The organism is Pseudomonas sp. S34 (assembly GCF_009866745.1).
Classification (GTDB): domain Bacteria; phylum Pseudomonadota; class Gammaproteobacteria; order Pseudomonadales; family Pseudomonadaceae; genus Aquipseudomonas; species Aquipseudomonas jessenii.
Genome location: NZ_CP019398.1, coordinates 715,023 through 738,551 on the forward strand (window position 1 = coordinate 715,023; position 23,529 = coordinate 738,551).

Below are 23,529 nucleotides of genomic sequence, written 5' to 3' on the forward strand. Positions count from 1 at the left end.
ATGAGTTCGACTGCGTCGAACGGCGCTGCGCGCCTGTCCCCGGATGAACACCTCCACTCAGCCTTCCGAGGGGGCGGGTGGATCAAGATCAAAAGCTGCAGGCGAGCTAACGCTCGGCCTGATGAGTGGTGAGAAGCAGCGGGTGTACGCCGACTTATTGTGGGAGCGGGCTTGCTCGCGAAGGCGGCCTGACAGCCGAACTGAATTTGGCGGATGTACCTCGACCCTGTGGGAGCGGGCTTGCCCGCGAAGACGGCCTGCCAGCCGATCTATTTCTTTCAGATGTACCCAGCCCAACTGTAGGAGCCTGCTCGCGATGACGTCCTTTCAGCCAACACATTCCTGTGTAGTTTTCCTCAGATCCCGAGGAAATCTCCGACATGTTTCTCAGGTTGTCCGTCGGAAGCGCGATCTCTAGCCTTTGTCGGTCGCTGCAAAATCAGTGATCGGGTTTGGTCGCCCGGGTTTAGAATGGCGCACAGTGCCGCGTGAGCGGCATTTTTGTGCTTGCTTAATGGCGAGCTGTGCGTGGGAGGGCTTAGGCCCTGCCGGGTTTCCATTCCCTGGTCGACCAACCTGCGTACGGTTCGCCACCCTTCTGCTTGGTCGCAGTGATGGCGAACTCCAAATCCAAGAATGGAGCTTCACCATGTTCAAACCCACCCCAAATCCCCCCCGAATCCGACGACGTTTCTCCCTACCAATCCCTCACTCAAATAAATTCCACGAAGCCGCCGACCGCGCCCTCGATCACTACCTCAATCCGCCCAAGCCACCTGCCGTTCACAAACCCAGCACCATGTTCGTCATCGCCCCGGACATCGATACCGAGACCCTGCTGGCCCACGCCTGTGAGTCGCTGGCGTCGGCGAGTGTGATGGCGAGTGATTTCGCAGGTTTTCTGGAGGGCTCGCAGCGCAACACCCTGCTGGGGATTGCGCAGGTGATCATGCTGGGTGAGCTGGCGGTGAACCGGGCGTTGGATAATCTCGATCCGCAAAACTAACCGCGGAGCTTTTGTGGCGAGGAGCCAGCGCCCTCGCCACGTCGAGGTATCAGCTTTCTCAGGCAACCGGCCGCCAATGCCCGACCATATGCTCCAGCTCCCCGACACCCACCAACTGAAAATCCCCGCTCGGCCCTGGCGCACTGGCCAGTAACGTCACCTCACTGGGCAACCGTACCGGTTTCTTGAACTGCACCGCGATCTCGACATTCGCTACAGGCAGATGCCCGGCCAGTGCAGCCAGCGTGCGCGCCTTGTTCCACAGGCCATGGGCGATGGCGGTCGGGAAGCCGAAGAGTCGGGCGCTGGCCGCGCTGAGGTGGATGGGGTTGTAGTCGCCGGACACCTTGGCGTATTGCCGGCCGATGTCCGAAGGCGCTTTCCAGTGCTCGACTTCGCTCAGGGCCAGGCTGGATACCAGGCTCTCTTCGAGCGGTTCACCCTCGAGTTTGACGCCGCGACAGAGCATCCGGCTTTCTGCTTCCCACAACGGCCCCAACTGATCGTCGAGGGTGGTCAGCAGATCGAACGTCGCGCCTTTGGCGTGGGGTTGCAGGTTCTGCACTTGCACGCTGACGCGCACCCGATTCACTCCACCCATGGGACGCAGTACACGAACGCGATTGCTCAGGTGAATCAGGCCCAGTAGCGGGAACGGGAAGTCCCTGGTCGTGAGCAGTTGCATCTGCAAGGCAAACCCGAGGATGTGCGGGTAGGTCGGTGGCAGCAGGCCGTTGTCGGCGAAACCACAGACCTTGCGATAAGCCGCCAGGCGCTTGGGATCGACTTCGACCCAGCAACTCAAACCCGAATCGGGTAGGGTGGTGCCCGTGATTTTTCGCCGTGTCGCCGCTCGTGCGTACAATCCCGGCAGGCCGGGTTCGCGGTTGAGTGTGTGCCAGTCGGTGATCATCCTTAAGCCCCCAGAACGCTTTGCCCGCATACACGCAACGCTTGCCCGGTAAACGCGCCGGTGCCCGGTTGCGCGAGCCAGGCCACGGCCTCGGCGACGTCCTGCGGCAGGCCGCCCTGGCCAAGCGAACTCATGCGGCGTCCGGCTTCGCGCAGGCCGAAGGGAATGTGCGCGGTCATCTGTGTTTCGATGAAGCCCGGTGCCACGGCGTTGATGCTGATGCTGCGCTCGTGGAGTAGCGGCGCCCAGGCTTGCGCCAATCCGATCAGCCCGGCCTTGCTCGCCGCGTAATTGGTTTGCCCGCGATTGCCGGCGATGCCGCTGATGGACGCCAGCAGGATCACCCGGCCGTTGTCGTGCAGGGCGCCGCTGTCGAGCAGGGCTTTGGTCAGCACTTGCGGCGCATTGAGGTTGACCGCCAGCACCGCGTCCCAGAATTCCGGGGTCATGTTGGCCAGGGTTTTATCCCGGGTGATGCCGGCGTTGTGCACCACGATGTCGAGCCCGTCGGGCAGTTGTTCAATCAACTGCGCGGCGGCGTCTTCGGCGCAGATGTCGAGGGTGATGGTGCGCCCGCCGAGGCGCGAGGCGAGGGCTTCGAGATCGTTTTTGGCCGGCGGCACGTCGAGCAGGATGACGTCGGCACCATCGCGAGCCAGGGTTTCTGCAATGGCGGCACCGATACCGCGCGCCGCACCGGTGACCAGTGCCTTGCGCCCGGCGAGCGGGCGTGTCCAGTCGGTGACGGGCGTCAAACACGGATTCAAGCGAATGACCTGCCCGGACACGAAGGCGCTTTTCGGTGAGAGGAAAAACCGCAGTGGGCCTTCCAGTTGCCCCTCGGCACCTTCACCGACGTAGATCAATTGCAGGGTGCCACCGCTGCGTAACTCCTTGGCCAGTGAACGGCTGAAACCTTCCAGGGCACGCTGGGCACTGGCGGCGAACGGGTCGCGCAAGGTTTGCGGATCGCGCCCGAGAATCACCAGGTGTGCGCAGTGGTCGAGGTTTTTCATCAGCGGCTGGAAAAACTCGCGAAGTTGCTTGAGCTGATCGGTGTGCAGCAGGTCACTGGCGTCGAACACCACGGCCTTGAGTTTCGGTCCATGGCCGGGAATCCAGGCCGTGGTCATCGAAGGCTCGGTGCCGTAGCTGTAGATCGCGTCGGTCAGACGGTTGGCGAAAGCGCTGACGTGTTCGGCCAACGGCCCGCCTCCAATCAGCAGGGCGCCTTCTACAGGTCGCAACCGGCCCGCTTGCCAGCGCTCCAGTCTGGTCGGTGTCGGCAACCCCAGGGCGCCGACCAGGCGATGGCCGATGGACGAATTGGCGAAGTCGATATAGCGGTCAGACATGGAACACGCTCCGAAAGCTGGGGATCAAAGTGTGGACCATGAATGGCGATCAGTCGTTCGATCCACGAGATAAGGCCTACGCTTGGTTACAGTGTAGGAGCGAGCCTGCTCGCGATGGCGGTGTATCAGCCAACAACGATGTTGAGTGTGCCGGCCCCTTCGCGAGCAAGCCCGCTCCCACAGGGGGCTGTGTTCGGTTCAGATCATTCATCAGGAGCTTTTCATGACCCAACTGCACCGCGTCGCGATCATCGGCGGTAACCGGATTCCCTTCGCCCGCTCCAACGGCCCCTATGCCACGGCCAGTAACCAGGTGATGCTCACCGCCGCCCTCGAAGGCCTGATCGAACGTTACAACCTGCACGGCCAGCGCATTGGTGAAGTGGTCGCCGGGGCGGTGCTCAAGTTGTCGCGAGACATGAACCTCACGCGCGAGTGCGTACTGGGTTCGCGACTGTCGCCTGCCACCCCGGCCTATGACATCCAGCAGGCGTGCGGTACCGGGCTGGAGGCGGCGTTGCTGGTGGCGAACAAGATTGCCCTGGGCCAGATCGACTGCGGCATCGCCGGTGGCGTGGACACCACCTCGGATGCGCCAATCAGCGTCAGCGAGGGGCTGCGCAAAATCCTCCTGCAAGCCAACCGCGCGAAAACCACCGGCGACAAACTGAAAACCTTCCTGCAATTGCGTCCCAAACATCTGATCCCCGAATTCCCGCGCAACGGCGAGCCGCGTACCGGGTTGTCCATGGGCCAGCATTGCGAGCTGATGGCCCAGACCTGGAACATCCCTCGCCAGGCACAGGATCAATTGGCGCTTGAGAGCCATCAGAAACTGGCGGCGTCCTACGCCGAGGGCTGGCACAACGACCTGATGACACCGTTCCTGGGCCTGACCCGCGACAACAACCTGCGCCCGGACTCCACGCTGGAAAAGCTCGCCGCGCTCAAGCCGGCCTATGAGAAAAGCGCCAAGGGCACCCTGACCGCCGGCAACTCCACGCCACTGACCGATGGCGCGTCACTGGTGCTGCTGGGCAGCGAGGAATGGGCCAAGGCACGCGGGTTACCGATTCTGGCCTACTGGCGTGACGGTGAGGCGGCGGCGGTGGATTTCGTCAACGGTGCCGAAGGGTTGTTGATGGCGCCGGTCTACGCCGTACCGCGCTTGCTCGCGCGCAATGGCCTGACCTTGCAGGACTTCGACTACTACGAAATCCACGAAGCCTTCGCCGCGCAAGTGCTGTGCACCTTGAAGGCCTGGGAGGATCCGGAGTACTGCAAAACCCGTCTCGGGCTCGATACGGCGCTGGGCTCGATCGACCGCAGCAAGCTCAACGTCAAGGGCAGCTCACTGGCGGCGGGGCATCCGTTTGCCGCCACGGGCGGGCGCATCGTCGCCAACCTGGCGAAGTTGCTGGATGCGGCGGGCAAGGGGCGGGGGCTGATTTCGATTTGCGCGGCGGGCGGGCAGGGCGTGACCGCCATTATCGAGCGCTGAACAGAAACAACTGTGGGAGCGGGCTTGCTCGCGAAGAGGCCATCAGCTTCAACATCCCTGTTGACTGCCATACCGCTTTCGCGAGCAAGCCCGCTCCCACAGGTTTTGTGCCTGGCTCAGATTATGTGAGCGACACCGAAACCTTGTGGGAGTGAGCTTGCTCGCGATGGGGCCATCAGCTTCAACATCCATGTTGACTGCCATACCGCTTTCGCGAGCAAGCCCGCTCCCACAGGTTTTGTGCCTGGCTCAGATTATGTGAGCGACACCGAAACCTTGTGGGAGCGAGCTTGCTCGCGATGGGGCCATCAGCGTCAAGATCAATGTTGACTGCCATACCGCTTTCGCGAGCAAGCTCGCTCCCACAGGGTTATGGGGTGTGCCGGTTGATCAGGTACGGAACCTGCGCACCAACCCGTCCAGTTCATTGGACAACCCGGCCAGGCTCTGGGAGTCCAGGCGGGCCGAGTTGGCCAGTTCCGCCACCAACTGCGCATCGCCATGGATCTGGCTGATGTGCCGGTTGATGTCTTCGGCCACCTGATGCTGTTGTTCCGCCGCCGTGGCGATCTGGGTGTTCATGTCGCGGATCACGTCCACCGATTCGCGAATCTGCCCGAAGCTGTTGCGCGCTTCGCCGATGCGCGTCACCGATTGCTGGGACACTTCCAGGCTGGCGTGCATCTGTTGGGTCACCTGGCTGGTGCGTTTGGCCAGGTTGCCCAGCAGCCCGTCGATTTCCGCCGTGGAGTCGGCCGTGCGCTTGGCCAGGGCCCGCACTTCGTCAGCCACCACGGCAAAGCCGCGTCCCTGTTCACCGGCCCGGGCCGCTTCGATCGCGGCGTTCAGCGCCAGCAGGTTGGTCTGTTCAGCGATCGAGCGGATGGTCCCCAGGATCGACTGGATGTCGTTGCTGTCGCGTTCGAGCTGCTGCATCGACTGGGCCGACTGTTCGATTTCCTGGCTCAGGCGATCCACGCTGTTCACCGCCGCATCGATCTGCTGCTGACCTTCGCGCGCCTGGCGCTGGCCACTGTCGGCAGACTCCGCCGCCTGGCTGCAAGAGCGCGCGACTTCGTTGGCGGTGGCGACCATTTCGTGGAACGCCGTGGAGACCATGTCCACCGCTTCACGCTGGCGTCCGGCGGCTTCGGCCATGTCGTTGGAGACCTGAGTCGAACTCTTGGACGTGGCGAGGATTTTGCCCGCCGCGCCGCCGATGTTCTGGATCAGGTTGCGAATCGCCGTCAGGAACTGGTTGAACCAGTTGGCCAGTTGCGCGGTTTCATCGTTGCCACGGATTTGCAGGTTCTGGGTCAGGTCGCCTTCGCCCTGGGCGATGCCTTCCAGGCCGCTGGCCACGCTGCGGATCGGGCGCACGATGAGGCTGGCAAAACTGGCGCCGACGATGGCGAAGATGACGGCCAGGGCGGCGGCGATGATGGCGATCAACCAGGTCAACTGGGTCGCGGAGCTCATCACGTCGTCCTGTTTGATCAGGCCGATGAAGGTCCAGCCCAGTTGCTCGGACGGCCAGACGTTGGCCATGTAGTGCTCGCCGTTCAGCTCCACTTCCACCAGGCCCTTGCCGGCCTTGGCCAATTGCGCGTAGCCGTCGCCAAGGGTGCTCAGCGGTTTGAAGTTGTGTTCCGGTTGTTTCGGGTCCACCAGGACCATGCCGGTGTTTTCCAGCAGCATCAGGTAGCCGGTTTCACCGAGCTTGATCTGTTTGACGATTTCGGTGAGCTGCTTGAGCGTCACGTCGATGCTGACCACGCCACCGTTGGTGCCCAGCTTGTTGTCGATGGTGCGCACGGTGCTGACATAGGTCGCGTCATCCTGGGCCCAGTAGTAGGCCTCGGTGCGAAACGGCTTGCCCGGTTTGGCCTGGGCGGACTTGTACCAGGGGCGCTGGCGCGGGTCGTAGTTGTTCAGCTTAGGATCATCCGGCCACGACACATAGCCGCCCGCCGCCGTGCCGAGGATGGCATAGGCGTAGGCCGGGTGGCTGTTGCCCAGATCCTGGAGCAGGGCGAAGACTTTTTTGTCAGCCTCCCCCTGAGGGACGCTTTCGGCGTTGGCGGCCATGTAAGTCTTGAGGCTGTCGTCGGAGTTTCGGATCAGCGGCTGCTTGGCCAGGTAATCGACGTTCTGGCTGATGCCGTCAAAGAACAATTGCATGGCATTGCTGACCTGACGAATCTCGCGGGCACTGCCGTCGACGAATTCGTCCCTGGCATCACTGCGCAGGTTCAGCACAACGAGGGTGGCGACCAGCACCACGGGCAGGCAGGCGATGATTGCAAACGCCCAGGTCAACTTCTGTTTGATGTTCATCCGCGCTCCAGATTTTCTTGTAGGCCCACGCAGTGCAGATGACTCGCGGTTTATTGGCAGCCGTAAACGTTCTTGGTCAACCCGGGTCCTTGAGTGCGGCATCGCTATTATTGGGGGAGCGATTGTCGGACAAATCACTTTGTCACTTAGGACTTCGGCTGTTGTCGGAGGAAATTGAGGTCTGTTGGGAAAAATCCTACGGAAGGTATGAACTGTGGTGTCAGCTTCTGTCGCAATTGCCCTCAATGCCTCTGCACAACAAGTGAGGCAGGCTCGGCTATGATCTGGAACGACCATGGCGGTCGTCGGTTTTACCTGATGAGAACGGTACATTGTGTGCATCTGCAATGCTCATAAGTCGGCAACCCCTCCCCCCCGTGAGTGGATTGCCGTATAACGAATGACTTTCGCGTGTTTGGTAATAAAGGACCCACAATAAAAGCTGATGAAGACTCCAAAACGCATTGAACCCCTGATCGAGGACGGTCTGGTCGACGAGGTGCTGCGCCCACTCATGAGTGGTAAAGAAGCAGCTGTTTATGTGGTGCGCTGCGGCAACGAGTTGCGTTGCGCGAAGGTTTACAAGGAGGCGAATAAACGCAGTTTCCGTCAGGCGGCCGAGTACCAGGAAGGCCGCAAGGTGCGCAACAGCCGTCAGGCCCGTGCGATGGCCAAGGGCTCCAAGTTTGGCCGCAAGGAAACCGAGGACGCCTGGCAGAACGCCGAAGTGGCGGCGCTGTTCCGTCTGGCCAGTGCCGGTGTGCGGGTGCCCAAGCCGTTCGACTTCCTCGAAGGCGTGCTGCTCATGGAGCTGGTGGCCGACGAGTACGGCGATGCCGCGCCGCGCCTGAACGATGTGGTGCTGGAACCGGACCAGGCGCGCGAGTATCACGCGTTCCTGATTTCGCAGATCGTGCTGATGTTGTGTACCGGTCTGGTGCACGGCGACCTGTCGGAGTTCAACGTGCTGCTGACGCCGACCGGCCCGGTGATTATCGACCTGCCGCAAGCGGTGGATGCGGCTGGCAACAACCACGCGTTCAGCATGCTGGAGCGGGACGTGGGCAACATGGCGTCCTACTTCGGGCGGTTTGCGCCGGAGTTGAAGAAGACCAAATACGCCAAGGAAATGTGGGCCTTGTACGAGGCTGGCACCTTGCACCCGGCCAGTGTCCTGACCGGCGAGTTCGCCGACACGGAAGAGCTGGCCGACGTGGGCGGAATCATGCGCGAGATCGAGGCCGCGCGCCTGGATGAAGAGCGCAGGCAAGCCGTACGCGCAGCGGACGATGCGCCGCCGGGCAAGACCGAAGAACCGCCTCCACCGTGGATGCAGTGATCGGTTAAAGAAAAACCCGGCTTCGGCCGGGTTTTTTGTGCGCAGATTCAATAATTATGTCGCCTGACAGTCCGCCTTCGCGGGCAAGCCCGCTCCCACAGATTTTGTGCCAAGCCCGAATTATGTGACCGACACTGAAACCCTGTGGGAGCGAGCTTGCTCGCGAAGACGTCGGCACATCCAGCATCAAGGTGGCAGGCAGAGCGCTTTCGCGAGCAGGCTCGCTCCCACAGGGATCAGGCATGAGTCGGGCTGGTGCAGCAGCCCGACTCCAGATTCTTGAGAATCGGGCAATCCGGCCGATGATCGCCCTGACAGTGCTCAACCAGGTCCTGCAAGGTGTCGCGCAACTGGCCGAGTTCACGGATCTTCTGGTTCAACTCATCGATGTGCTGGCGGGCCAACGCTTTCACATCGGCGCTGGCGCGCTGGCGGTCTTGCCAGAGGGTCAGCAATTTGCCGACTTCTTCCAGGGAAAACCCCAGGTCCCGCGAGCGCTTGATGAACGCCAGCGTGTGCAGGTCGTCTTCGCCGTATACCCGGTAGCCGCTGTCGGTGCGATGGGCTGCCTTGAGCAGGCCGATGGACTCGTAATAACGGATCATCTTTGCGCTCAGGCCGCTGTGGCGGGCCGCTTGGCCGATGTTCATCGGTTGTCCTCCAGGTCCTTGGGTTTCCAGGTTTTCAACAGTAGCGCATTGCTCACCACGCTGACGCTCGACAACGCCATGGCCGCACCGGCCAACACCGGGTTGAGCACGCCAAACACGGCCAGCGGAATGCCGATCAGGTTATAGACGAAGGCCCAGAACAGGTTCTGCCGAATCTTGGCGTAGGTCTTGCGGCTGATCTCCAATGCGGCCGGCACCAGGCGTGGATCGCCGCGCATCAGGGTGATGCCGGCCGCGTGCATGGCGACGTCGGTGCCGCCACCCATGGCGATGCCGATGTCGGCGGCGGCCAGTGCCGGGGCGTCGTTGATGCCGTCACCGACCATCGCCACCACCCCGGTCTGTTTCAGTGCGGCGACCGTGGCGGCTTTGTCCGCCGGCAGCACTTCGGCATACACATCGTGGATGCCCAAGGCCTGGGCCACCACGTTGGCGCTGCCACGATTGTCGCCGGTCAGCAGATGGCTGCTGATGTTTCGTGCGCTCAGTTGTTGCACCGCTTGCAGCGCGCCGGGCTTGAGGGTGTCACCAAAGGCGAACAGGCCCAGCACGTGGGGTTCGGGGGATTGTTCGATCAGCCAGGACAAGGTCCGGCCTTCTTTTTCCCACGCGATCGCCGAGTCGGCCAACGGCCCGGCACTCAAGCCGCTGTCTTCCAGCAGACGCCGATTGCCCAGCGCCAGGCGACGCCCTTCGAGGTTGCCGGCGATGCCGCGACCAGTCAGGGACTGGCTGTCGCTGACATCGGCCACCTTCAGTCCACGCTCGGCACAGGCATCCAGAACAGCCTTGGCCAACGGATGCTCACTGCCGCGTTGCAGGGCGCCGGCCAATTGCAGCAGGCCCGCCTCATTACCGTCGATGGCACTCAGATGAGCAATGCGCGGGGCGCCGGAGGTAAGGGTGCCGGTCTTGTCGAACACCACCGCGCTCACTTCATGGGCCCGCTCCAGTGCTTCGGCGTCCTTGATCAGAATTCCGTAGCGTGCCGCCACGCCGGTGCCGGCCATGATCGCCGTCGGTGTGGCCAGGCCCAACGCGCATGGGCAGGCGATCACCAGCACCGCCACGGCATTGATCAGTGCGGTTTCCATCGGCGCGCCATACAGCCACCAGCCGATCAGGGTGGCCAGGGCAATCAGCAGTACGGTGGGCACGAAGACCTGGCTGACTTTATCCACCAGTTTCTGGATCGGCGCTTTTGCGGCCTGGGCGTCTTCCACCAGACGGATGATCCGCGCCAGCACGGTTTCCGCACCGAGGGCCTGGGTACGCACCAGCAACCGGCCTTCACCGTTGATCGCGCCGCCGGTGACCTTGTCGCCGGGCTGCTTGGGCACCGGCAGGCTCTCGCCGCTGATCAGGGCTTCGTCGGCGTGGCTCTGACCTTCAATCACTTCGCCATCCACCGGGAAGCGTTCGCCGGGTTTGACCATCACCAGGTCATTGAGACGCAGGGCGCTGATGGCGACGTCTTGCTCGTGACCATCGGTCACCCGAATCGCCCGTTCCGGGCGCAAGGCTTCGAGGGCTCGAATGGCGCTGGCAGTCTGGCGCTTGGCGCGGCTTTCCAGGTACTTGCCCAGCAGCACCAGGGCGATCACCACCGCCGAGGCTTCGAAATACAGATGTGGCATGCGCCCGGCGGCGGTGGCCCATTCATACAGGCTCAAGCCATACCCGGCGCTGGTGCCCAGGGCGACCAGCAAATCCATGTTGCCGGCCCCCGCGCGCACGGCTTTCCAGGCGGCGACGTAAAACCGTGCGCCGAAGATGAATTGCACGGGCGTGGCCAAGGCGAATTGCGCCCAGGCCGGGAGCATCCAGTGCACGCCGAATGGCTGTAGCAGCATCGGCAATACCAGCGGCAAGGCGAGGGCAATGGCGATGATCAAGGCCAGGCGTTCGCGGTGCAGGCGCTGTTGCTGATTGTCGGTTGGCGGGTGTTCGGCTTCCCAGACGCTGGCGCTGTAGCCAGCCTTTGTCACAGCGGCGATCAAGGTCTGCGGATCGATCTGGCCAAGCAGTTCAAGGTGGGCGCGTTCGTTGGCCAGGTTGACGCTGACGCTTTTCACTCCGGCCACCTTGCCCAGCGCACGCTCGACGCGACCGGTGCAGGATGCGCAGGTCATGCCGTCGATGCTCAATTCCAGGCTCTGTTGCGGCACGCTGTAGCCGGCCTTGGCCACGGCATCTATCAAGGCCGGCAAGCTGTCGCCGGGTGCCTGGACCCGCGCCTGCTCAGTGGCGAGGTTGACGCTGACAGCACTGGCGCCAATGACTTTGCTCAAGGCGCGCTCGACCCGCCCGGCGCAACTGGCGCAGGTCATGCCGGCAATCGGCAGGTCGAACGTGGTGGATTCGGACATTGGTCGCACTCCCTGTAGTAGATGACCACAGGATCAACCTTGCCATGCTGGCAAGGTCAAGTGCCAATCTCAAACGTGCCGCTGATCTAATGTGGGAGCGGCGGTGCGGCGATCCGACTTGCTCGCGAAGGCGGAGTACCAGTCAACAGAGTTGTTGAATGTAACGGCCTAATCGCGAGCAAGCTCGCTCCCACAGGGGGGTATTGATGTCAGTAGCCGAGACCGGCGCGCTTGAGGTACATCCCTTCCTGCGTCATCGCGATCCGGTACTTGAGCACATCGCCAGCCTTGAGCCGGATATCCTGCGAACCCGGCGCGAGCATGCCCGGATTGCAACCCGGCATCTGGCCCGGCAGCAGTTTCAGGCGTAGCGAGACGATGCCCGGCGGCAGGTTGAACGAGGTGCTCTGTTCCTGAAACAGCCGCGCCGCCAGTTGATCCTGGATGTACACGCCGATTTCGCAACTGGTCGCGACTTCCAGGCGCTCGCGGGAAATGATCAGTACGCCATAATCCTGACTGGCAGCATTGGCCGAAGGCACGGCGGCGAAAAGGCTGAGAAAGCCAAACAGGCTGAAAACTGACCAGCGCATGGCTGAATCTCCTGAGTTCGAGTCATTGATGGACGCAGCTTGGCCGAGCGTCGCGCCGATTGCCAGCCCGGCAGCTCACTTCAGAACTTGACCTTGCCATGGTGGCAAGCTCGAAACTGGGTTCAACCCTCGGAAAAAGGAGTCATCCCATGCAAGTGTTCAACGTCGAAGGCATGTCTTGTGGTCACTGTGTCAAGGCCATCACCCAGGCGCTCCAGGCCAAAGACCCGGCAGCCAGTGTGCGGGTCGATCTGGCTGCCAGGGAGGTCGGTGTCGAAAGTGCGCTGACCGCCGAGCAGGTGATCGAGGCGATCAGCGAAGAGGGTTACGGCGTCAAACTGGCCTGAATTTGATAGTTAGCGAGCTACCGGAATGTTCAAGGCGTCCGTGCGCGGCTAGACTGTCGGGCTGCCGACTTCTGCCCCACTGGATGCCTGATGAACTTCCGTACCATTCTGATTCTCGGCGCCTTGAGCGCTTTCGGTCCGCTGGCGATCGATTTCTACCTGCCGGCCTTCCCGGCCATGGCCCTGGCTTTCGGTACGGACGAAAATCATGTCCAGATGACGTTGGCGGCCTACTTCCTCGGCTTGTCCATCGGTCAGTTGGCCTATGGTCCGGTGGCGGATCGTTTCGGGCGACGCATTCCATTGCTCATCGGTGTCGGTTTGTTCACCGTTGCTTCCGTGGCGTGCGCCTATGCACCGAACCTGGAATGGCTGATCGGCGCGCGTTTCATCCAGGCGTTGGGCGGTTGCGCGGGGATGGTGATTTCCCGGGCGGTGGTCAGCGACAAGTGTGATGCGGTGGGGTCGGCGAAAGTCTTTTCGCAACTGATGCTGGTGATGGGACTTGCTCCCATCCTTGCGCCATTGCTGGGTGGGTTGTTGGTCAACACGACAGGCTGGCAGTCGATTTTCCTGGCCTTGACCGGTTTCAGTGCGCTGGCGGGGCTGGCGGTTGCGACGGGCTTGCCGGAAAGCTTGCCGGCCCACATACCGCGTCAACCGCTGTCCGGTGCGCTGCGTCAGTACGGTCGGTTGCTGGCCGACCCGATATTTCTTGGCCATGCCTTGACCGGGGGCATCGCCATCGCCGGGATGTTTGCCTACATCGCCGGTTCGCCCTTCATCTTCATCAAGCTCTACGGCGTTGCGGCCGAGCATTTCGGCTGGCTGTTCGGCATCAATGCGGCGGGCTTCATTCTGGTGGCGCAGGTCAACGCGCGGTTACTGGCCAAACGTGGCCCGATGTTTTTGCTGGCGCGCGCGGTGTGGGTTTATCTGGCGGCCGGTTTGACCCTGCTCGCTGTCAGCTCTCTGCACACGGCACAATTGTGGCCGCTGCTGATTCCATTGTTCATCTGTATCGCCAGCCTCGGTTGCATCAGCCCCAACGCGGCGGCTTGTGCGATGAGCGGGCAGGGCGCACGGGCCGGCAGCGCGTCGGCGCTGCTCGGTTGCCTGCAATTCAGCGTGGCTGCCGGCGCCTCTGCGCTGGTGGGCGTGTTGCACGACGGCAGCGCCGTGCCGATGGCCATGGTCATCAGCCTGTGTGGAATTCTGGTGGTGAGCGCGGCGGTGCTCACCCGGCGTTTGCAAAATGCCCGGGCGCTGGCGCAAGCCCGGGTTTGAGGCCGGAGTCAGCCGGCTGCGCGCTGCGTGAGGAGGACGGGAATCGGGTGAGGGGCCTGGATGCGGGCTTCAAGGGTACGCGTGAAAGCGCGAGCTTCTGCTTCGCTGCGGAACGTCACAGCATGTTGGTCAAGACGGACTTGCCACTGGGATTTTGCCAGTTCTTTTATCAGGATCTTCACAGCTGATCACCTCTCGTAAAAGACGTTACGCAAAAGAATGCCTCGCAGGAGATTCGATTGTAGACCCGTACACGGTCACCATTGTGACAAGGATCAACTGTCTGACTGACGGTTTGTAACTAAAAAAAACACGACTTTTCGAGGGCGCCCACAGAGGTTGTCCGCGACCGGAGCGTCCCGGTCGCAGACGGAAAACAGCAGAAAGCGATGAAATCAGTGGCGGTTTTTTCAGCGCTTCAGAACCCTTCCAATACAATCTTGCCCTTGGCTTTGCCGCTTTCCAGTAGGGCATGGGCACGGCGCAGATTGGCCGCGTTGATCGTGCCGAAGTGTTCTCCCATCGTGGTTTTCAGTGTCCCGGCATCGATCAGCCAGGCGACGCGATTGAGCAGGTTGTGCTGTTCGATCATGTCCGCGGTTTCAAACAGCGAACGGGTGTACATGAACTCCCAGTGCAGTGACAGGCTCTTGCGCTTGAGCTTGGTCACGTCCAGCGACTTGGGGTCATCGATCAACGCCAGTTTGCCTTGGGGCGCCAATGCCTCCACCAATTGGTCCAGATGCTGGTCGGTCTGGGTCAGGCTGGCGACGTGGGTAACCTGGTCCACACCGGCACGCTTGAGTGCTTCGCTCAGTGGCTGGCCATGGTCGATCACCAGGTCAGCGCCCAGTTCCTTCACCCAGCTTTGGGTCTGCGCACGCGAAGCGGTGCCGATGACTTTCAGGGCCGTCAGTTGGTGAGCGAGCTGCGTAAGAATCGAGCCCACGCCACCTGCCGCACCGACGATCAACAGGCTCTGGCCTTCATCGGTTTTGCCTTCGCGCACTTGCAGGCGCTCGAACAACAGTTCCCACGCCGTGATCGCGGTGAGCGGCAGGGCAGCGGCTTCGGCGAATCCGAGGGTCTTGGGCATGTGGCCGACGATGCGCTCGTCCACCACATGCAACTCGCTGTTGCCGCCCGCCCGCGCGATGGAGCCAGCGTAAAACACCTGGTCGCCGACCGAGAACAGCGTCACCTCACTGCCCACGGCCTTGACCACACCGGCCACGTCCCAACCCAGCACTTTGGCCGCGCCGCCTTCGGGCTGGACGTTCTGGCGCACCTTGGTGTCCACCGGGTTGACCGAGATGGCTTTGACTTCCACGAGCAAGTCGCGGGGGCCGGCAACCGGCTCTGGCAGCTCGATGTCTTGCAGAGCCTTGTTGTCGCTGATCGGCAACGAGGCGTAGTAGGCAATGGCTTTCATGGGCGGCTCCTGAACACTAATAAAGAAGGGATTCGATGGGGCAGATGATTGGCTATTTCTCCTGAAGATAAAACCGGCTAAAAGAGCAGTCTCTTTCAATATTTTTTTGATAATCGGTGTTCTTGATGCTGCGTTTCGATGACTTGCAGTTGTTTGTCCGGGCGGCGGACTTGGGCAGCCTGTCCGCCGCCGCGCGGGGCATGGACATGTCGGCGGCGGTGGCCAGTGCGGCGCTCAAGCGCATCGAACAGCAACTCGGCGCCCGTTTACTGGCCCGCTCTACCCGCAGCCTGCGCCTGACCGCCGAAGGCGAGGGCTTTCTTGAATACGCCCGCGCGGCCCTGAGCAATCTCGACGAGGGCCGGCGATTGCTGGCCAGTGGTCAGGATCAGGTCAGCGGGGTGCTGCAACTGTCGGCGCCATCGGACTTTGGCCGCAACCTGCTGCTGCCCTGGCTCGACGAGTTTCAACGCGAGCATCCGAAACTCACCGTGCGCTTGCTGCTGGGGGACCGCATCGCCGACCTGTTTCGCCAGCCGGTAGACATTGCCCTGCGCTACGGTGAACCGGAGGACTCCAGCCTGGTGGCGCTGCCCATCGCCCCGCAGAACCGACGGGTGTTGTGCGCCGCTCCCGGCTATCTGGCCCGGCATGGCGAGCCGCGGCAGCTGGAGCAACTGGCACAGCACAATTGCCTGTTGTACATGCTCGGCAGCCGGGTCCACGATCACTGGAGTTTTCACGACGGCAAACGCGAAGTCAGCCTGACCGTCAGCGGCGATCGTTTCAGCGACGATGCCGATGTCGTGCGCCTATGGGCCGTGGCAGGTGCCGGGATCGCTTACAAATCCTGGCTCGATGTGGCCGCCGATGTACTGGCCGGCCGCTTGAAGGTGCTGATGTCGGAGCTGCTGTGTGAGCGCGCACCGTTGAATCTGTTGTGCGCCCATCGCGCACAATTGAGTAAGCCGGTGAACCTGTTGCGTGAAATGCTTGCCAGACGATGCGCCCTTTTGAGCAGTCAATTTCCAGGCTTTTCGGGAATCGATCATTAGTCGCACGAAAAAAGAGAAATTTCCCTCAGGAACGATCACCACCTACGCCGGGTGGAGGAAAGGATCCGCCGACCAACCCGCATATACTAGCGCCCTCATCATGTAAGTAGCGTCGATCCCCAATGGTGGGTCCACGTTCGAGTCGGCCCGGCTGCACGGTCATCCTTCTGGCCTTCGCAGCATCGGCCAGGTAGCGCAAATGGTTGAGCAAGGCGTTGCCGGGCTTATGGCAGTTTCCACGGATTGGCCGACGACACATTACTGGTCAAGATTTCTCTGGGCAGTAGACGAAACGATTCAACAGGGAGTGAATACATGGAACATGCACCTTGCATCAGCCAGATCGCCACGTTGCTGGCTGACCCAAAGCGCAGCGCAATGATGTGGGCCTTGATGGATGGTTCGGCGCGAGCAACCGAAGAGTTGGCATTGCTGGCCGGCCTGTCATCGTCGTCGGCCAGTGCACACTTGGGCCGTTTGTCCGCCGGAGGTCTGCTGAAGGTTGAAAACCGCGGCCGCAAACGCTTCTTCCGCCTGGCCGCTCCCGAGGTCGGAGCGGCAATCGAAGCACTGGCCAGCGCGACCTTCGCCAGCGCACCCCAGGATATTCCGGACGTATTCAAGCGCAATGCACCTCTGGTCAAACCCCGGGTGGTGCGGTCGCCATTGTTGAGTGCCCGACTGTGCGACGATCATTTGGGGGGCACCCTGTCCGCCGATCTGTATCAGCGGCTGCTGGAGGCGGGCTGGATCGAACACTTTGATCAGCGGGTCACGGTCACGCTCAAGGGCGCGACAGAGTTGGCGGCACGGGGAGTGTTCATCCAGGCGCTGGCCCATCACAACGGCAGGGTTGCCTGCGCCTGCCCCGACTGGAGCGAAAGGCGCCCGCACATGGGCGGCTCGCTGGGCGCGGCATTGTTGCAGCTGTTCATGCAGTCGGGGTGGTTGAGCCTGCCCAACGATTCCCGAACCTTGCAGGTGACGGCCTCCGGGCAACGGGAAATTCATCGCTTTGCCAGTGAGTCCGAACTGGAAATGGCTCTGTAGGAGCCGGCTTGCCGGCGATGGCGGCCTCTCATCAGCATCAATACTGGAGGTGAGGGCCTTATCGCTGGCAAGCCAGCTCCTGCAAGGTTTGCGTTTGCCTTTAGGGTTTTACCAACCGCGCATCGAGACTGTTCTGCGCCAGGCGCTTGGCCTGATCCTGGGTCATGCCCAGATGGGTGTGCAACGCATGGAAGTTCTCGGTGACATAACCGCCGAAATACGCCGGGTCGTCGGAGTTCACGGTCACTTTCACGCCGCGTTCCAGCATGTCGAGAATGTTGTGCTGCGACATGTGATCGAACACGCAAAGCTTGGTGTTCGACAACGGGCACACGGTCAGCGGGATCTGCTCGTCGATGATTCGCTGCATCAGGCGCTCGTCTTCGATGGCGCGCACGCCATGGTCGATGCGCTGGATTTTCAGCAGGTCGATGGCTTCCCAGATGTACTCGGGCGGGCCTTCTTCACCGGCGTGGGCGACGGTCAGGAAGCCTTCGTGGCGGGCACGGTCGAACACGCGCTGGAACTTGCTTGGCGGGTGGCCCATCTCGGAGCTGTCCAGGCCCACGGCGACGAACGCATCGCGGAACGGCAGCGCCTGGTCGAGGGTTTTCTGTGCTTCGTCTTCGCTCAGATGGCGCAGGAAGCTCAGGATCAAACCACTGGTGATGCCCAGTTGCTGTTCACCATCCTTGAGCGCGGCGGCGATGCCGTTGAGCACCACTTCGAACGGGATGCCACGGTCGGTGTGGGTCTGCGGGTCGAAGAACGGTTCGGTGTGAATCACGTTCTGCTCTTTGCAGCGCAGCAGGTACGCCCAGGTCAGGTCATAGAAGTCCTGGGATGTGCGCAGCACATCGGCACCCCGGTAGTACAGGTCGAGGAACTCCTGCAGGTTGTTGAAGGCATACGCCTTGCGCAAGGTTTCGACGTCGTTCCATGGCAAGGCAATCTTGTTGCGCTCGGCCAGGGCGAACAACAGCTCCGGCTCCAGCGAGCCTTCCAGGTGCAGGTGCAATTCTGCCTTGGGCAGGGCGTTCAGCCAGTCGTACATAATTCTTTTCTCATCAGGTGCAATGGTCGCCATTCTACAGAGGGTTGCCGCAACAATTGGTAAAACCTGACCAGGCGGTTGATCACACCGCTTCCGGTTCCCGTCGATAAGCGTAGGTATCGGCAAAGCGCGAGAGCAGGAACTCGGCGCAGGTGGTGGCCGGGTATTTCGCCGGATGCAATGTGTCCTGACATCCGGGCAGGCATTCGATGCGGGTATCCGGGTGCGGCTCGGCGAAGAACGGCATCGAATAACGATCCACGCCCTGGGGGCTGATCACCCGGTGCGGCGTCGACAGGTAACGGTCGTTGCTCCAGCGCGCCATCATGTCGCCGAGGTTGACCACGAACGTACCTTCGATCGGCGGCGCGTCGATCCATTCGCCTTTGACGTTGCGTACTTGCAAGCCACCGGCGGCGTCCTGATAGAGCAGGGTGATGCAGCCGTAGTCGGTGTGCGCGCCGGCACCTTGTTGCTCTTCGGAACTGGCGGTGTGGCGCGGCGGGTAATGGATCATCCGCAGCACGCTGACCGGCTCATTGAAGCGCGCGTCGAAGAAATCACGCTCAATCCCCAGCGCGATGGTCATTGCCCGCAACAGCGTTTGCGCGAGGGCTTGCATGTCGACGTAGTGCTGTTCCATCAACGCTTCCCAGCCGGGTATCGACGGATGGCGATTGGGGCCGCGCAAGGGTTTTTCCGCCAGTACGTCAGGGTGCTCGGCCGGCAGGTGCAGGCCCATGTCGAAGGTTTCTTTGAGGTCGCTGGGTTTGCTCGGGTCCAATTGCTCGGTGGCAATGGCGCCGTAACCGCGATGGTGACGGGTCCGGGTGATGTCGATCTTGAGCTTTTCGGCGGCAGGTTGGCCGAAGAAGCGTTTGGCGCTGTCGAGTAGTTCGTCGATTCGCGCAGTGCTGATCGGATGGCCCTTGATGTAGAAGAAACCCCACTCGCGGCAGGCGAGGTCGATTTGTTCGGCCACCGCTGGCCAGGCGGATGGATCGTCGCTGTAGAGCGGGGTGATGTCGATGATGGGGAGTTGATTCATGCGCAGTCCTTAAGAACGCTGAAGATCCAATGTGGGAGCGGGCTTGCTCGCGAAAACGGTGTATCAGGCGACATATGTATCGACTGAGATGACGCCTTCGCGAGCAAGCCCGCTCCCACAGGTACCGTGTCCTGACCGGAGGAATTACTTCGGAATCTCGGCCTTCATGCCTTCCACGTAGTAATTCATCGACGCCAGTTCCGCCGTGGTCGCACTCTCGCCCGCCGGGATTTTCTCGACCCCGGCCTGATCCTTGATCGGCCCGGTGAACAGTCGTAGCGCACCGCTCTTGATGTCGGCGATGAGCTGCTCGGCTTTGCTCTTCACCGTCGCCGGTACCAGGTCGCTGATCGGTAGTTCAACGGTGCCCTCCTTCAAACCGCCCCAGTAGTCCCGGGATTTCCAGTCATGGTCGAGCACGCTTTGGGTTGCTTGAACGTAGTGCGGCCCCCAGTCATTGACGATGGAGGTCAGCACCGCTTTCGGCCCGAAGTGCGCCATGTCCGAAGCGTAGCCCACGGCATACACGCCGCGACGTTCGGCGGCCTGGATCGGCGCAGGGCTGTCGGTGTGCTGGAACACCACGTCCACGCCCTGATCGATCAACGCGTTGGCGGCGTCCGCTTCCTTGCCCGGATCGAACCATGAGTTGACCCACACCACCTTGATCTCGGTACCGGGATTGTATTTGTTCAGGGCCAACTGGATGGCGTTAATGTCGCGGATCACTTCCGGAATCGGGAAGGAGGCGACGTAGCCGACCTTCTTGGTCTTGGTCATCTTCGCCGCGAGGAAGCCTCCGACGTAGCGGCCCTCGTAAGTGCGCGCCAGGTAAGTGCCGAGGTTCTTGTCCTGCTTGTAGCCGGTGGCGTGTTCGAAGGTCACCTTGGGAAACTGTTTGGCAACTTTCACCGTCGGGTTCATGTAGCCGAAGGAGGTGGTGAAGATCAGGTCGTATTTGTCCTTGGCCATGTTGCGGATCACCCGCTCGGCGTCGGCGCCTTCGGCGACGTTTTCCACGTAGTTGGTGGTGATCTGCGAGCCGAATTTTTCCGCGAGTTCCTTGCGCCCCTGTTCATGCTGATACGTCCAGCCGTGGTCACCGATCGGACCGATATAGACGAAGCCGACTTTCAGCGGATCGGCGGCTACGGCGGTCAGGCTTGCGCTCAAACCAATGGCCGCCGCAACGGCGCAAAGCAGCTTCTTCAACGGACGTTTGTGCATGAATTGAAACTCCATTTTGTTGTGAGGTTGGCTGGGCTCTCGGGCTTGCACAGGGCAATGCAAGTTGCTGACCAACAAGACAACAAAATTGGAATCCACGGTGATGCCATTGCGAGCAGGCTCGCGACAGGTCTTTTAAGTCCGATAACAGTGCATGTCCTTGCACAGCTGCCATCCACTGGTGCGCCAATCCACAAAACCAATGTGGGAGCGGGCTTGCTCGCGAAGGCGGTGTGTCAGTCACATAAATATCGACTGATACAACGCCTTCGCGAGCAAGCCCGCTCCCACAGTTTTAATCGGTGTTGTATCAGGTCCCGGCGATCAGTTGCCGTGCCGCCTGGCTGTGATCAGCAATCAACCCCTTCAGATCCAGCCCCTCGACCTGTCCGTCGATCACCCGCCACTTGCCACCGACCATCACTCGATCCGCGCGATCAGCACCACACAGCAGCAACGCCGACACCGGATCATGGCTGCCGGAGAAGCGCAGCTCATCGAGCTTGAACATCGCCAGGTCAGCCTGTTTGCCCACCGCCAACTCGCCGATATCGGTACGACCCAGCAGGCTCGCCGAACCCTTGGTCGCCCAGCCCAACACGCGCTCCGGGGTGATCTTCTCGGCGCCGTAGCGCAGGCGCTGGATGTACAGGGCCTGACGCGCTTCGAGCATCATGTTCGAGGCATCGTTGGATGCCGAACCATCCACACCCAAACCAAGCAAGGCACCAGCATCGGTCAACTCGATGCTCGGACAGATGCCCGAGGCCAGGCGCATGTTCGAACTCGGGCAATGGCAAATACCGGTGCCGGCGGCGCCGAGGCGGGCGATTTCATCCGGGTTGAAGTGGATGCCATGGGCCAGCCAGGTGCGGGGGCCGAGCCAGCCGACACTGTCCAGATAGTCCACGGTGCGCAGGCCGAAGCGTTGCAGGCAGAAATCTTCTTCATCGAGGGTTTCTGCCAGGTGGGTGTGCAGGCGCACGTCGAGTTTGTTCGCCAGCTCGGCACTGGCCGACATGATTTCCGGCGTCACCGAGAACGGCGAGCATGGTGCCAGGGCGATCTGGATTTGCGCGCCGTCACCGCGTTCATGGTACTCGGCGATCAACCGCTGACTGTCGGCGAGGATCACTTCGCCTTCCTGCACGGTCTGTTGCGGCGGCAGGCCACCGTCCTTTTCACCGAGGCTCATGGATCCACGGGTGAGCATGGCGCGCATGCCCAGTTCACGAACGCTCTCGACCTGCACGTCGATCGCGTTTTCCAGACCTTCCGGGAACAGGTAGTGATGGTCGGCGGCGGTGGTGCAACCGGACAGCAGCAATTCAGCCAACGCGACTTTGGTGGCGAGGGCGAGTTTTTCCGGGGTCAGTCGTGCCCAGACCGGGTACAGGGTTTTCAGCCACGGGAACAGCGGCTGATTGACCACCGGCGCCCAGGCGCGGGTCAGGGTTTGATAGAAGTGGTGATGGGTGTTGATCAGGCCCGGCAGGATCACATGTTCGCGGGCATCGAACACTTCATTGCACGGTGCGGACGGTTGTTGACCGGCGCCGAGTACTTCGACGATCAAACCGTCTTGCAGCACCAGGCCGCCACGGGCATCGAGACCATTGGACGTGAATATGGCGAGGGGATTTTTTAACCAGGTACGGGTCGCAGGCATGTTGGCCGGCTCCTCTGAAAGTTGGGTTCAGGGTTGCCAGCTCAGTGTTGCCCTGTCTGCTGATCCAGGTTCGCCGGGGAGGCGAGGTGCGAAGTGTCGATCAAAATGCTCTGGCGGGCAAGCCCAACCCGACAGGCAGATGCAACCCGGCGGTATTACCAGGGAATGGTTTCGCCCCGGTAATTGATGAAGTGATGCCCACCCTTGCCGACATACGCATTCACCTGATCGACCAGGCCACGGGTGCTGGTTTCCACGTCGATGTCCGCGCCTTCACCACCCATGTCGGTTTTCACCCAGCCCGGGTGCAGCGACAGCACGGTGAGCCTGGTTTCGCCCAACTGAGTGACGAAGCTGTTGGTCATGGAGTTCAGCGCCGCCTTGCTGGCCTTGTACAGTGCCAGTTCCGGCGCATCGGGCATGGTCACGCTGCCCAGCACCGAACTCATGAACGCCAGCACGCCGGTGTCCGGTCGCAGTTGCTCGACAAAACTCTGGGCCAGGTTGATCGGTGCCACGGCGTTGGTGAAAAACAGCTGACCGACTTCGGCCATTGTCGCGCCACCGTTCGGCGTCTGGACATCCGGTCCCTTGACCCCGGCATTGACGAACAACAGGTCAAACACGTCGCCCTTGAGTTGTTGGCTCAGGGCGGACACCGCTTGCTGATCGTCCATGTCGAGCGTTTCGATCCGCACCTTGCCCAGGGCCTGCAAGGCTTCGGCTTTTTGCGGATCGCGCACGGTGGCGCTGACTTGCCAGCCATCGGCCAACAGGGTTTTCACCAGCCCGAGGCCAAGCCCCCGGGAGGCGCCGATGATGAGCGCGGTTTTTGCCTTGGACATGAGTGGCTTCCTTGAAAATTCAGAGTCGTGGATTCAATGGACACTGTTGCCCGAGCCGTTGTTGCAACTCTTCGCGCAGCGCGCCGAGTTCGGCCATGCGGGCTTCGATCAGTTTGAGTTTGTCTTGCAGCAGTTGCGTGACGGCGCTGTCCGGATCGGGCGATTTCCAGATTGTAGCGACGCTGTTGCCGATCTCGCCGAGGGTAAAGCCCAGTCGTTGCGCGGTCTTGATGTACTGCACCAGTTGCACCATGTCTGGCGGATAGTCGCGATACCCGTTGGCGCTGCGTTGCGCCGCAATCAATCCGCGCTGCTCGTAAAAGCGCAGCGTGTCGCGGCTGACGGCGCTGGCCTGGGCTAATTCACCGATGCGCATCATGACGTCTCGAGGGGGCTTGACCCTGGAGCATACTCCAGGCTTTAGCCTTATT

General features: G+C 61.6%; 20 protein-coding genes. 7 read left to right on the plus strand and 13 right to left on the minus strand.

The features are described from left to right. The first annotated feature begins 649 nt into the window (after positions 1–649). Positions 650–1,006, plus strand: coding sequence for a DUF6124 family protein (locus PspS34_RS03075; protein WP_154861074.1), 357 nt, complete (start codon positions 650–652; stop codon positions 1,004–1,006). Between the two features lie 58 nt (positions 1,007–1,064). On the opposite strand, the gene PspS34_RS03080 is transcribed toward PspS34_RS03075, so the two are convergent. Together PspS34_RS03080 and PspS34_RS03085 are read right to left on the minus strand one after the other, a co-directional pair. Beyond that, positions 1,065–1,919 carry a MaoC/PaaZ C-terminal domain-containing protein gene (locus tag PspS34_RS03080; RefSeq protein WP_154910393.1) on the minus strand — a complete coding sequence of 285 codons (855 nt, stop codon included), beginning with the start codon at positions 1,917–1,919 and terminating at the stop codon, positions 1,065–1,067. A gap of 2 nt (positions 1,920–1,921) precedes the next feature. Beyond that, the gene (locus PspS34_RS03085) at positions 1,922–3,274 is read right to left on the minus strand and encodes a 3-oxoacyl-ACP reductase (RefSeq protein WP_154861072.1); all 1,353 of its coding nucleotides are present in this window, start codon (positions 3,272–3,274) and stop codon (positions 1,922–1,924) included. A gap of 223 nt (positions 3,275–3,497) precedes the next feature. On the opposite strand from PspS34_RS03085, the gene PspS34_RS03090 reads away from it, so the two are divergent. Next, positions 3,498–4,775, plus strand: coding sequence for an acetyl-CoA C-acetyltransferase (locus PspS34_RS03090; RefSeq protein WP_154861071.1), 1,278 nt, complete (start codon positions 3,498–3,500; stop codon positions 4,773–4,775). Between the two features lie 390 nt (positions 4,776–5,165). Here the strand turns inward: PspS34_RS03090 and PspS34_RS03095 are convergent, their stop codons facing one another. Continuing rightward, positions 5,166–7,112, minus strand: coding sequence for a methyl-accepting chemotaxis protein (locus PspS34_RS03095; RefSeq protein ID WP_154861070.1), 1,947 nt, complete (start codon positions 7,110–7,112; stop codon positions 5,166–5,168). A gap of 445 nt (positions 7,113–7,557) precedes the next feature. On the opposite strand from PspS34_RS03095, the gene PspS34_RS03100 reads away from it, so the two are divergent. Then, positions 7,558–8,451, plus strand: a complete 894-nt coding sequence (locus PspS34_RS03100) for a PA4780 family RIO1-like protein kinase (RefSeq protein ID WP_090452950.1) — start codon at positions 7,558–7,560, stop codon at positions 8,449–8,451. A 236-nt stretch (positions 8,452–8,687) separates the two neighbouring features. Here PspS34_RS03100 and cueR read toward each other — a convergent pair whose 3' ends face one another. The 3 genes from cueR to PspS34_RS03115 form a co-directional block, all read right to left on the minus strand. Beyond that, the gene (cueR, locus tag PspS34_RS03105; RefSeq protein WP_154861069.1) at positions 8,688–9,101 is read right to left on the minus strand and encodes a Cu(I)-responsive transcriptional regulator; all 414 of its coding nucleotides are present in this window, start codon (positions 9,099–9,101) and stop codon (positions 8,688–8,690) included. Further along, positions 9,098–11,491, minus strand: a complete 2,394-nt coding sequence (locus PspS34_RS03110) for a heavy metal translocating P-type ATPase (protein ID WP_154861068.1) — start codon at positions 11,489–11,491, stop codon at positions 9,098–9,100. Before PspS34_RS03110 ends, cueR begins: the two co-directional genes overlap by 4 nt. A 209-nt stretch (positions 11,492–11,700) precedes the next feature. Then, complete coding sequence (locus PspS34_RS03115; protein WP_154861067.1) at positions 11,701–12,084, minus strand: hypothetical protein; 384 nt, start codon at positions 12,082–12,084, stop codon at positions 11,701–11,703. A 149-nt stretch (positions 12,085–12,233) separates the two neighbouring features. Here PspS34_RS03115 and PspS34_RS03120 point away from each other — a divergent pair, with 149 nt between their 5' ends. Further along, complete coding sequence (locus tag PspS34_RS03120) at positions 12,234–12,431, plus strand: cation transporter (RefSeq protein WP_057712135.1); 198 nt, start codon at positions 12,234–12,236, stop codon at positions 12,429–12,431. A gap of 90 nt (positions 12,432–12,521) precedes the next feature. Next, a complete protein-coding gene (locus PspS34_RS03125; protein WP_057712134.1) occupies positions 12,522–13,718 on the plus strand; it encodes a multidrug effflux MFS transporter in 1,197 nt (398 codons plus the stop codon). Positions 13,719–14,136: 418 nt separating this feature from the next. Here the strand turns inward: PspS34_RS03125 and PspS34_RS03130 are convergent, their stop codons facing one another. After that, positions 14,137–15,150 (minus strand): zinc-binding alcohol dehydrogenase family protein, encoded by a 1,014-nt coding sequence (locus PspS34_RS03130; RefSeq protein WP_057712133.1) that lies wholly within the window; start codon positions 15,148–15,150, stop codon positions 14,137–14,139. Between the two features lie 125 nt (positions 15,151–15,275). Between PspS34_RS03130 and PspS34_RS03135 the strand changes: the two genes are divergently transcribed. Then, a complete protein-coding gene (locus PspS34_RS03135) occupies positions 15,276–16,205 on the plus strand; it encodes a LysR family transcriptional regulator (protein ID WP_150815100.1) in 930 nt (309 codons plus the stop codon). A 315-nt stretch (positions 16,206–16,520) separates the two neighbouring features. Then, the gene (locus PspS34_RS03140; protein ID WP_057712132.1) at positions 16,521–17,255 is read left to right on the plus strand and encodes a helix-turn-helix transcriptional regulator; all 735 of its coding nucleotides are present in this window, start codon (positions 16,521–16,523) and stop codon (positions 17,253–17,255) included. Positions 17,256–17,355: 100 nt separating this feature from the next. On the opposite strand, the gene PspS34_RS03145 is transcribed toward PspS34_RS03140, so the two are convergent. From PspS34_RS03145 to PspS34_RS03170, 6 genes are all read right to left on the minus strand, one after another. After that, positions 17,356–18,309, minus strand: a complete 954-nt coding sequence (locus PspS34_RS03145; protein WP_007996475.1) for an adenosine deaminase — start codon at positions 18,307–18,309, stop codon at positions 17,356–17,358. Positions 18,310–18,391: 82 nt separating this feature from the next. Continuing rightward, entirely contained in the window at positions 18,392–19,357 is a 966-nt protein-coding gene (locus PspS34_RS03150; RefSeq protein ID WP_154861066.1) for a 2-oxoglutarate and iron-dependent oxygenase domain-containing protein, read from the minus strand. A 144-nt stretch (positions 19,358–19,501) separates the two neighbouring features. After that, complete coding sequence (locus PspS34_RS03155) at positions 19,502–20,584, minus strand: BMP family ABC transporter substrate-binding protein (protein WP_159389508.1); 1,083 nt, start codon at positions 20,582–20,584, stop codon at positions 19,502–19,504. A gap of 310 nt (positions 20,585–20,894) precedes the next feature. Next, complete coding sequence (locus tag PspS34_RS03160; RefSeq protein WP_008050330.1) at positions 20,895–22,253, minus strand: 8-oxoguanine deaminase; 1,359 nt, start codon at positions 22,251–22,253, stop codon at positions 20,895–20,897. A gap of 155 nt (positions 22,254–22,408) precedes the next feature. Then, on the minus strand, positions 22,409–23,098 hold the full coding sequence (locus PspS34_RS03165) for an SDR family oxidoreductase (protein ID WP_154861065.1): 690 nt from the start codon (positions 23,096–23,098) through the stop codon (positions 22,409–22,411). A gap of 19 nt (positions 23,099–23,117) precedes the next feature. After that, the gene (locus PspS34_RS03170; protein ID WP_154861310.1) at positions 23,118–23,474 is read right to left on the minus strand and encodes a MerR family transcriptional regulator; all 357 of its coding nucleotides are present in this window, start codon (positions 23,472–23,474) and stop codon (positions 23,118–23,120) included. Between the last annotated feature and the right edge of the window lie 55 nt (positions 23,475–23,529).

What these genes read in the sequence shown, in the direction of transcription:
- PspS34_RS03075 (WP_154861074.1), top strand. Translation starts at nt 650, where the DNA reads ATGTTCAAACCCACCCCAAATCCCCCCCGAATCCGACGACGTTTCTCC.
- PspS34_RS03080 (WP_154910393.1), bottom strand. Translation starts at nt 1,919, where the DNA reads ATGATCACCGACTGGCACACACTCAACCGCGAACCCGGCCTGCCGGGA.
- PspS34_RS03085 (WP_154861072.1), bottom strand. Translation starts at nt 3,274, where the DNA reads ATGTCTGACCGCTATATCGACTTCGCCAATTCGTCCATCGGCCATCGC.
- PspS34_RS03090 (WP_154861071.1), top strand. Translation starts at nt 3,498, where the DNA reads ATGACCCAACTGCACCGCGTCGCGATCATCGGCGGTAACCGGATTCCC.
- PspS34_RS03095 (WP_154861070.1), bottom strand. Translation starts at nt 7,112, where the DNA reads ATGAACATCAAACAGAAGTTGACCTGGGCGTTTGCAATCATCGCCTGC.
- PspS34_RS03100 (WP_090452950.1), top strand. Translation starts at nt 7,558, where the DNA reads ATGAAGACTCCAAAACGCATTGAACCCCTGATCGAGGACGGTCTGGTC.
- cueR (WP_154861069.1), bottom strand. Translation starts at nt 9,101, where the DNA reads ATGAACATCGGCCAAGCGGCCCGCCACAGCGGCCTGAGCGCAAAGATG.
- PspS34_RS03110 (WP_154861068.1), bottom strand. Translation starts at nt 11,491, where the DNA reads ATGTCCGAATCCACCACGTTCGACCTGCCGATTGCCGGCATGACCTGC.
- PspS34_RS03115 (WP_154861067.1), bottom strand. Translation starts at nt 12,084, where the DNA reads ATGCGCTGGTCAGTTTTCAGCCTGTTTGGCTTTCTCAGCCTTTTCGCC.
- PspS34_RS03120 (WP_057712135.1), top strand. Translation starts at nt 12,234, where the DNA reads ATGCAAGTGTTCAACGTCGAAGGCATGTCTTGTGGTCACTGTGTCAAG.
- PspS34_RS03125 (WP_057712134.1), top strand. Translation starts at nt 12,522, where the DNA reads ATGAACTTCCGTACCATTCTGATTCTCGGCGCCTTGAGCGCTTTCGGT.
- PspS34_RS03130 (WP_057712133.1), bottom strand. Translation starts at nt 15,150, where the DNA reads ATGAAAGCCATTGCCTACTACGCCTCGTTGCCGATCAGCGACAACAAG.
- PspS34_RS03135 (WP_150815100.1), top strand. Translation starts at nt 15,276, where the DNA reads ATGCTGCGTTTCGATGACTTGCAGTTGTTTGTCCGGGCGGCGGACTTG.
- PspS34_RS03140 (WP_057712132.1), top strand. Translation starts at nt 16,521, where the DNA reads ATGGAACATGCACCTTGCATCAGCCAGATCGCCACGTTGCTGGCTGAC.
- PspS34_RS03145 (WP_007996475.1), bottom strand. Translation starts at nt 18,309, where the DNA reads ATGTACGACTGGCTGAACGCCCTGCCCAAGGCAGAATTGCACCTGCAC.
- PspS34_RS03150 (WP_154861066.1), bottom strand. Translation starts at nt 19,357, where the DNA reads ATGAATCAACTCCCCATCATCGACATCACCCCGCTCTACAGCGACGAT.
- PspS34_RS03155 (WP_159389508.1), bottom strand. Translation starts at nt 20,584, where the DNA reads ATGCACAAACGTCCGTTGAAGAAGCTGCTTTGCGCCGTTGCGGCGGCC.
- PspS34_RS03160 (WP_008050330.1), bottom strand. Translation starts at nt 22,253, where the DNA reads ATGCCTGCGACCCGTACCTGGTTAAAAAATCCCCTCGCCATATTCACG.
- PspS34_RS03165 (WP_154861065.1), bottom strand. Translation starts at nt 23,098, where the DNA reads ATGTCCAAGGCAAAAACCGCGCTCATCATCGGCGCCTCCCGGGGGCTT.
- PspS34_RS03170 (WP_154861310.1), bottom strand. Translation starts at nt 23,474, where the DNA reads ATGCGCATCGGTGAATTAGCCCAGGCCAGCGCCGTCAGCCGCGACACG.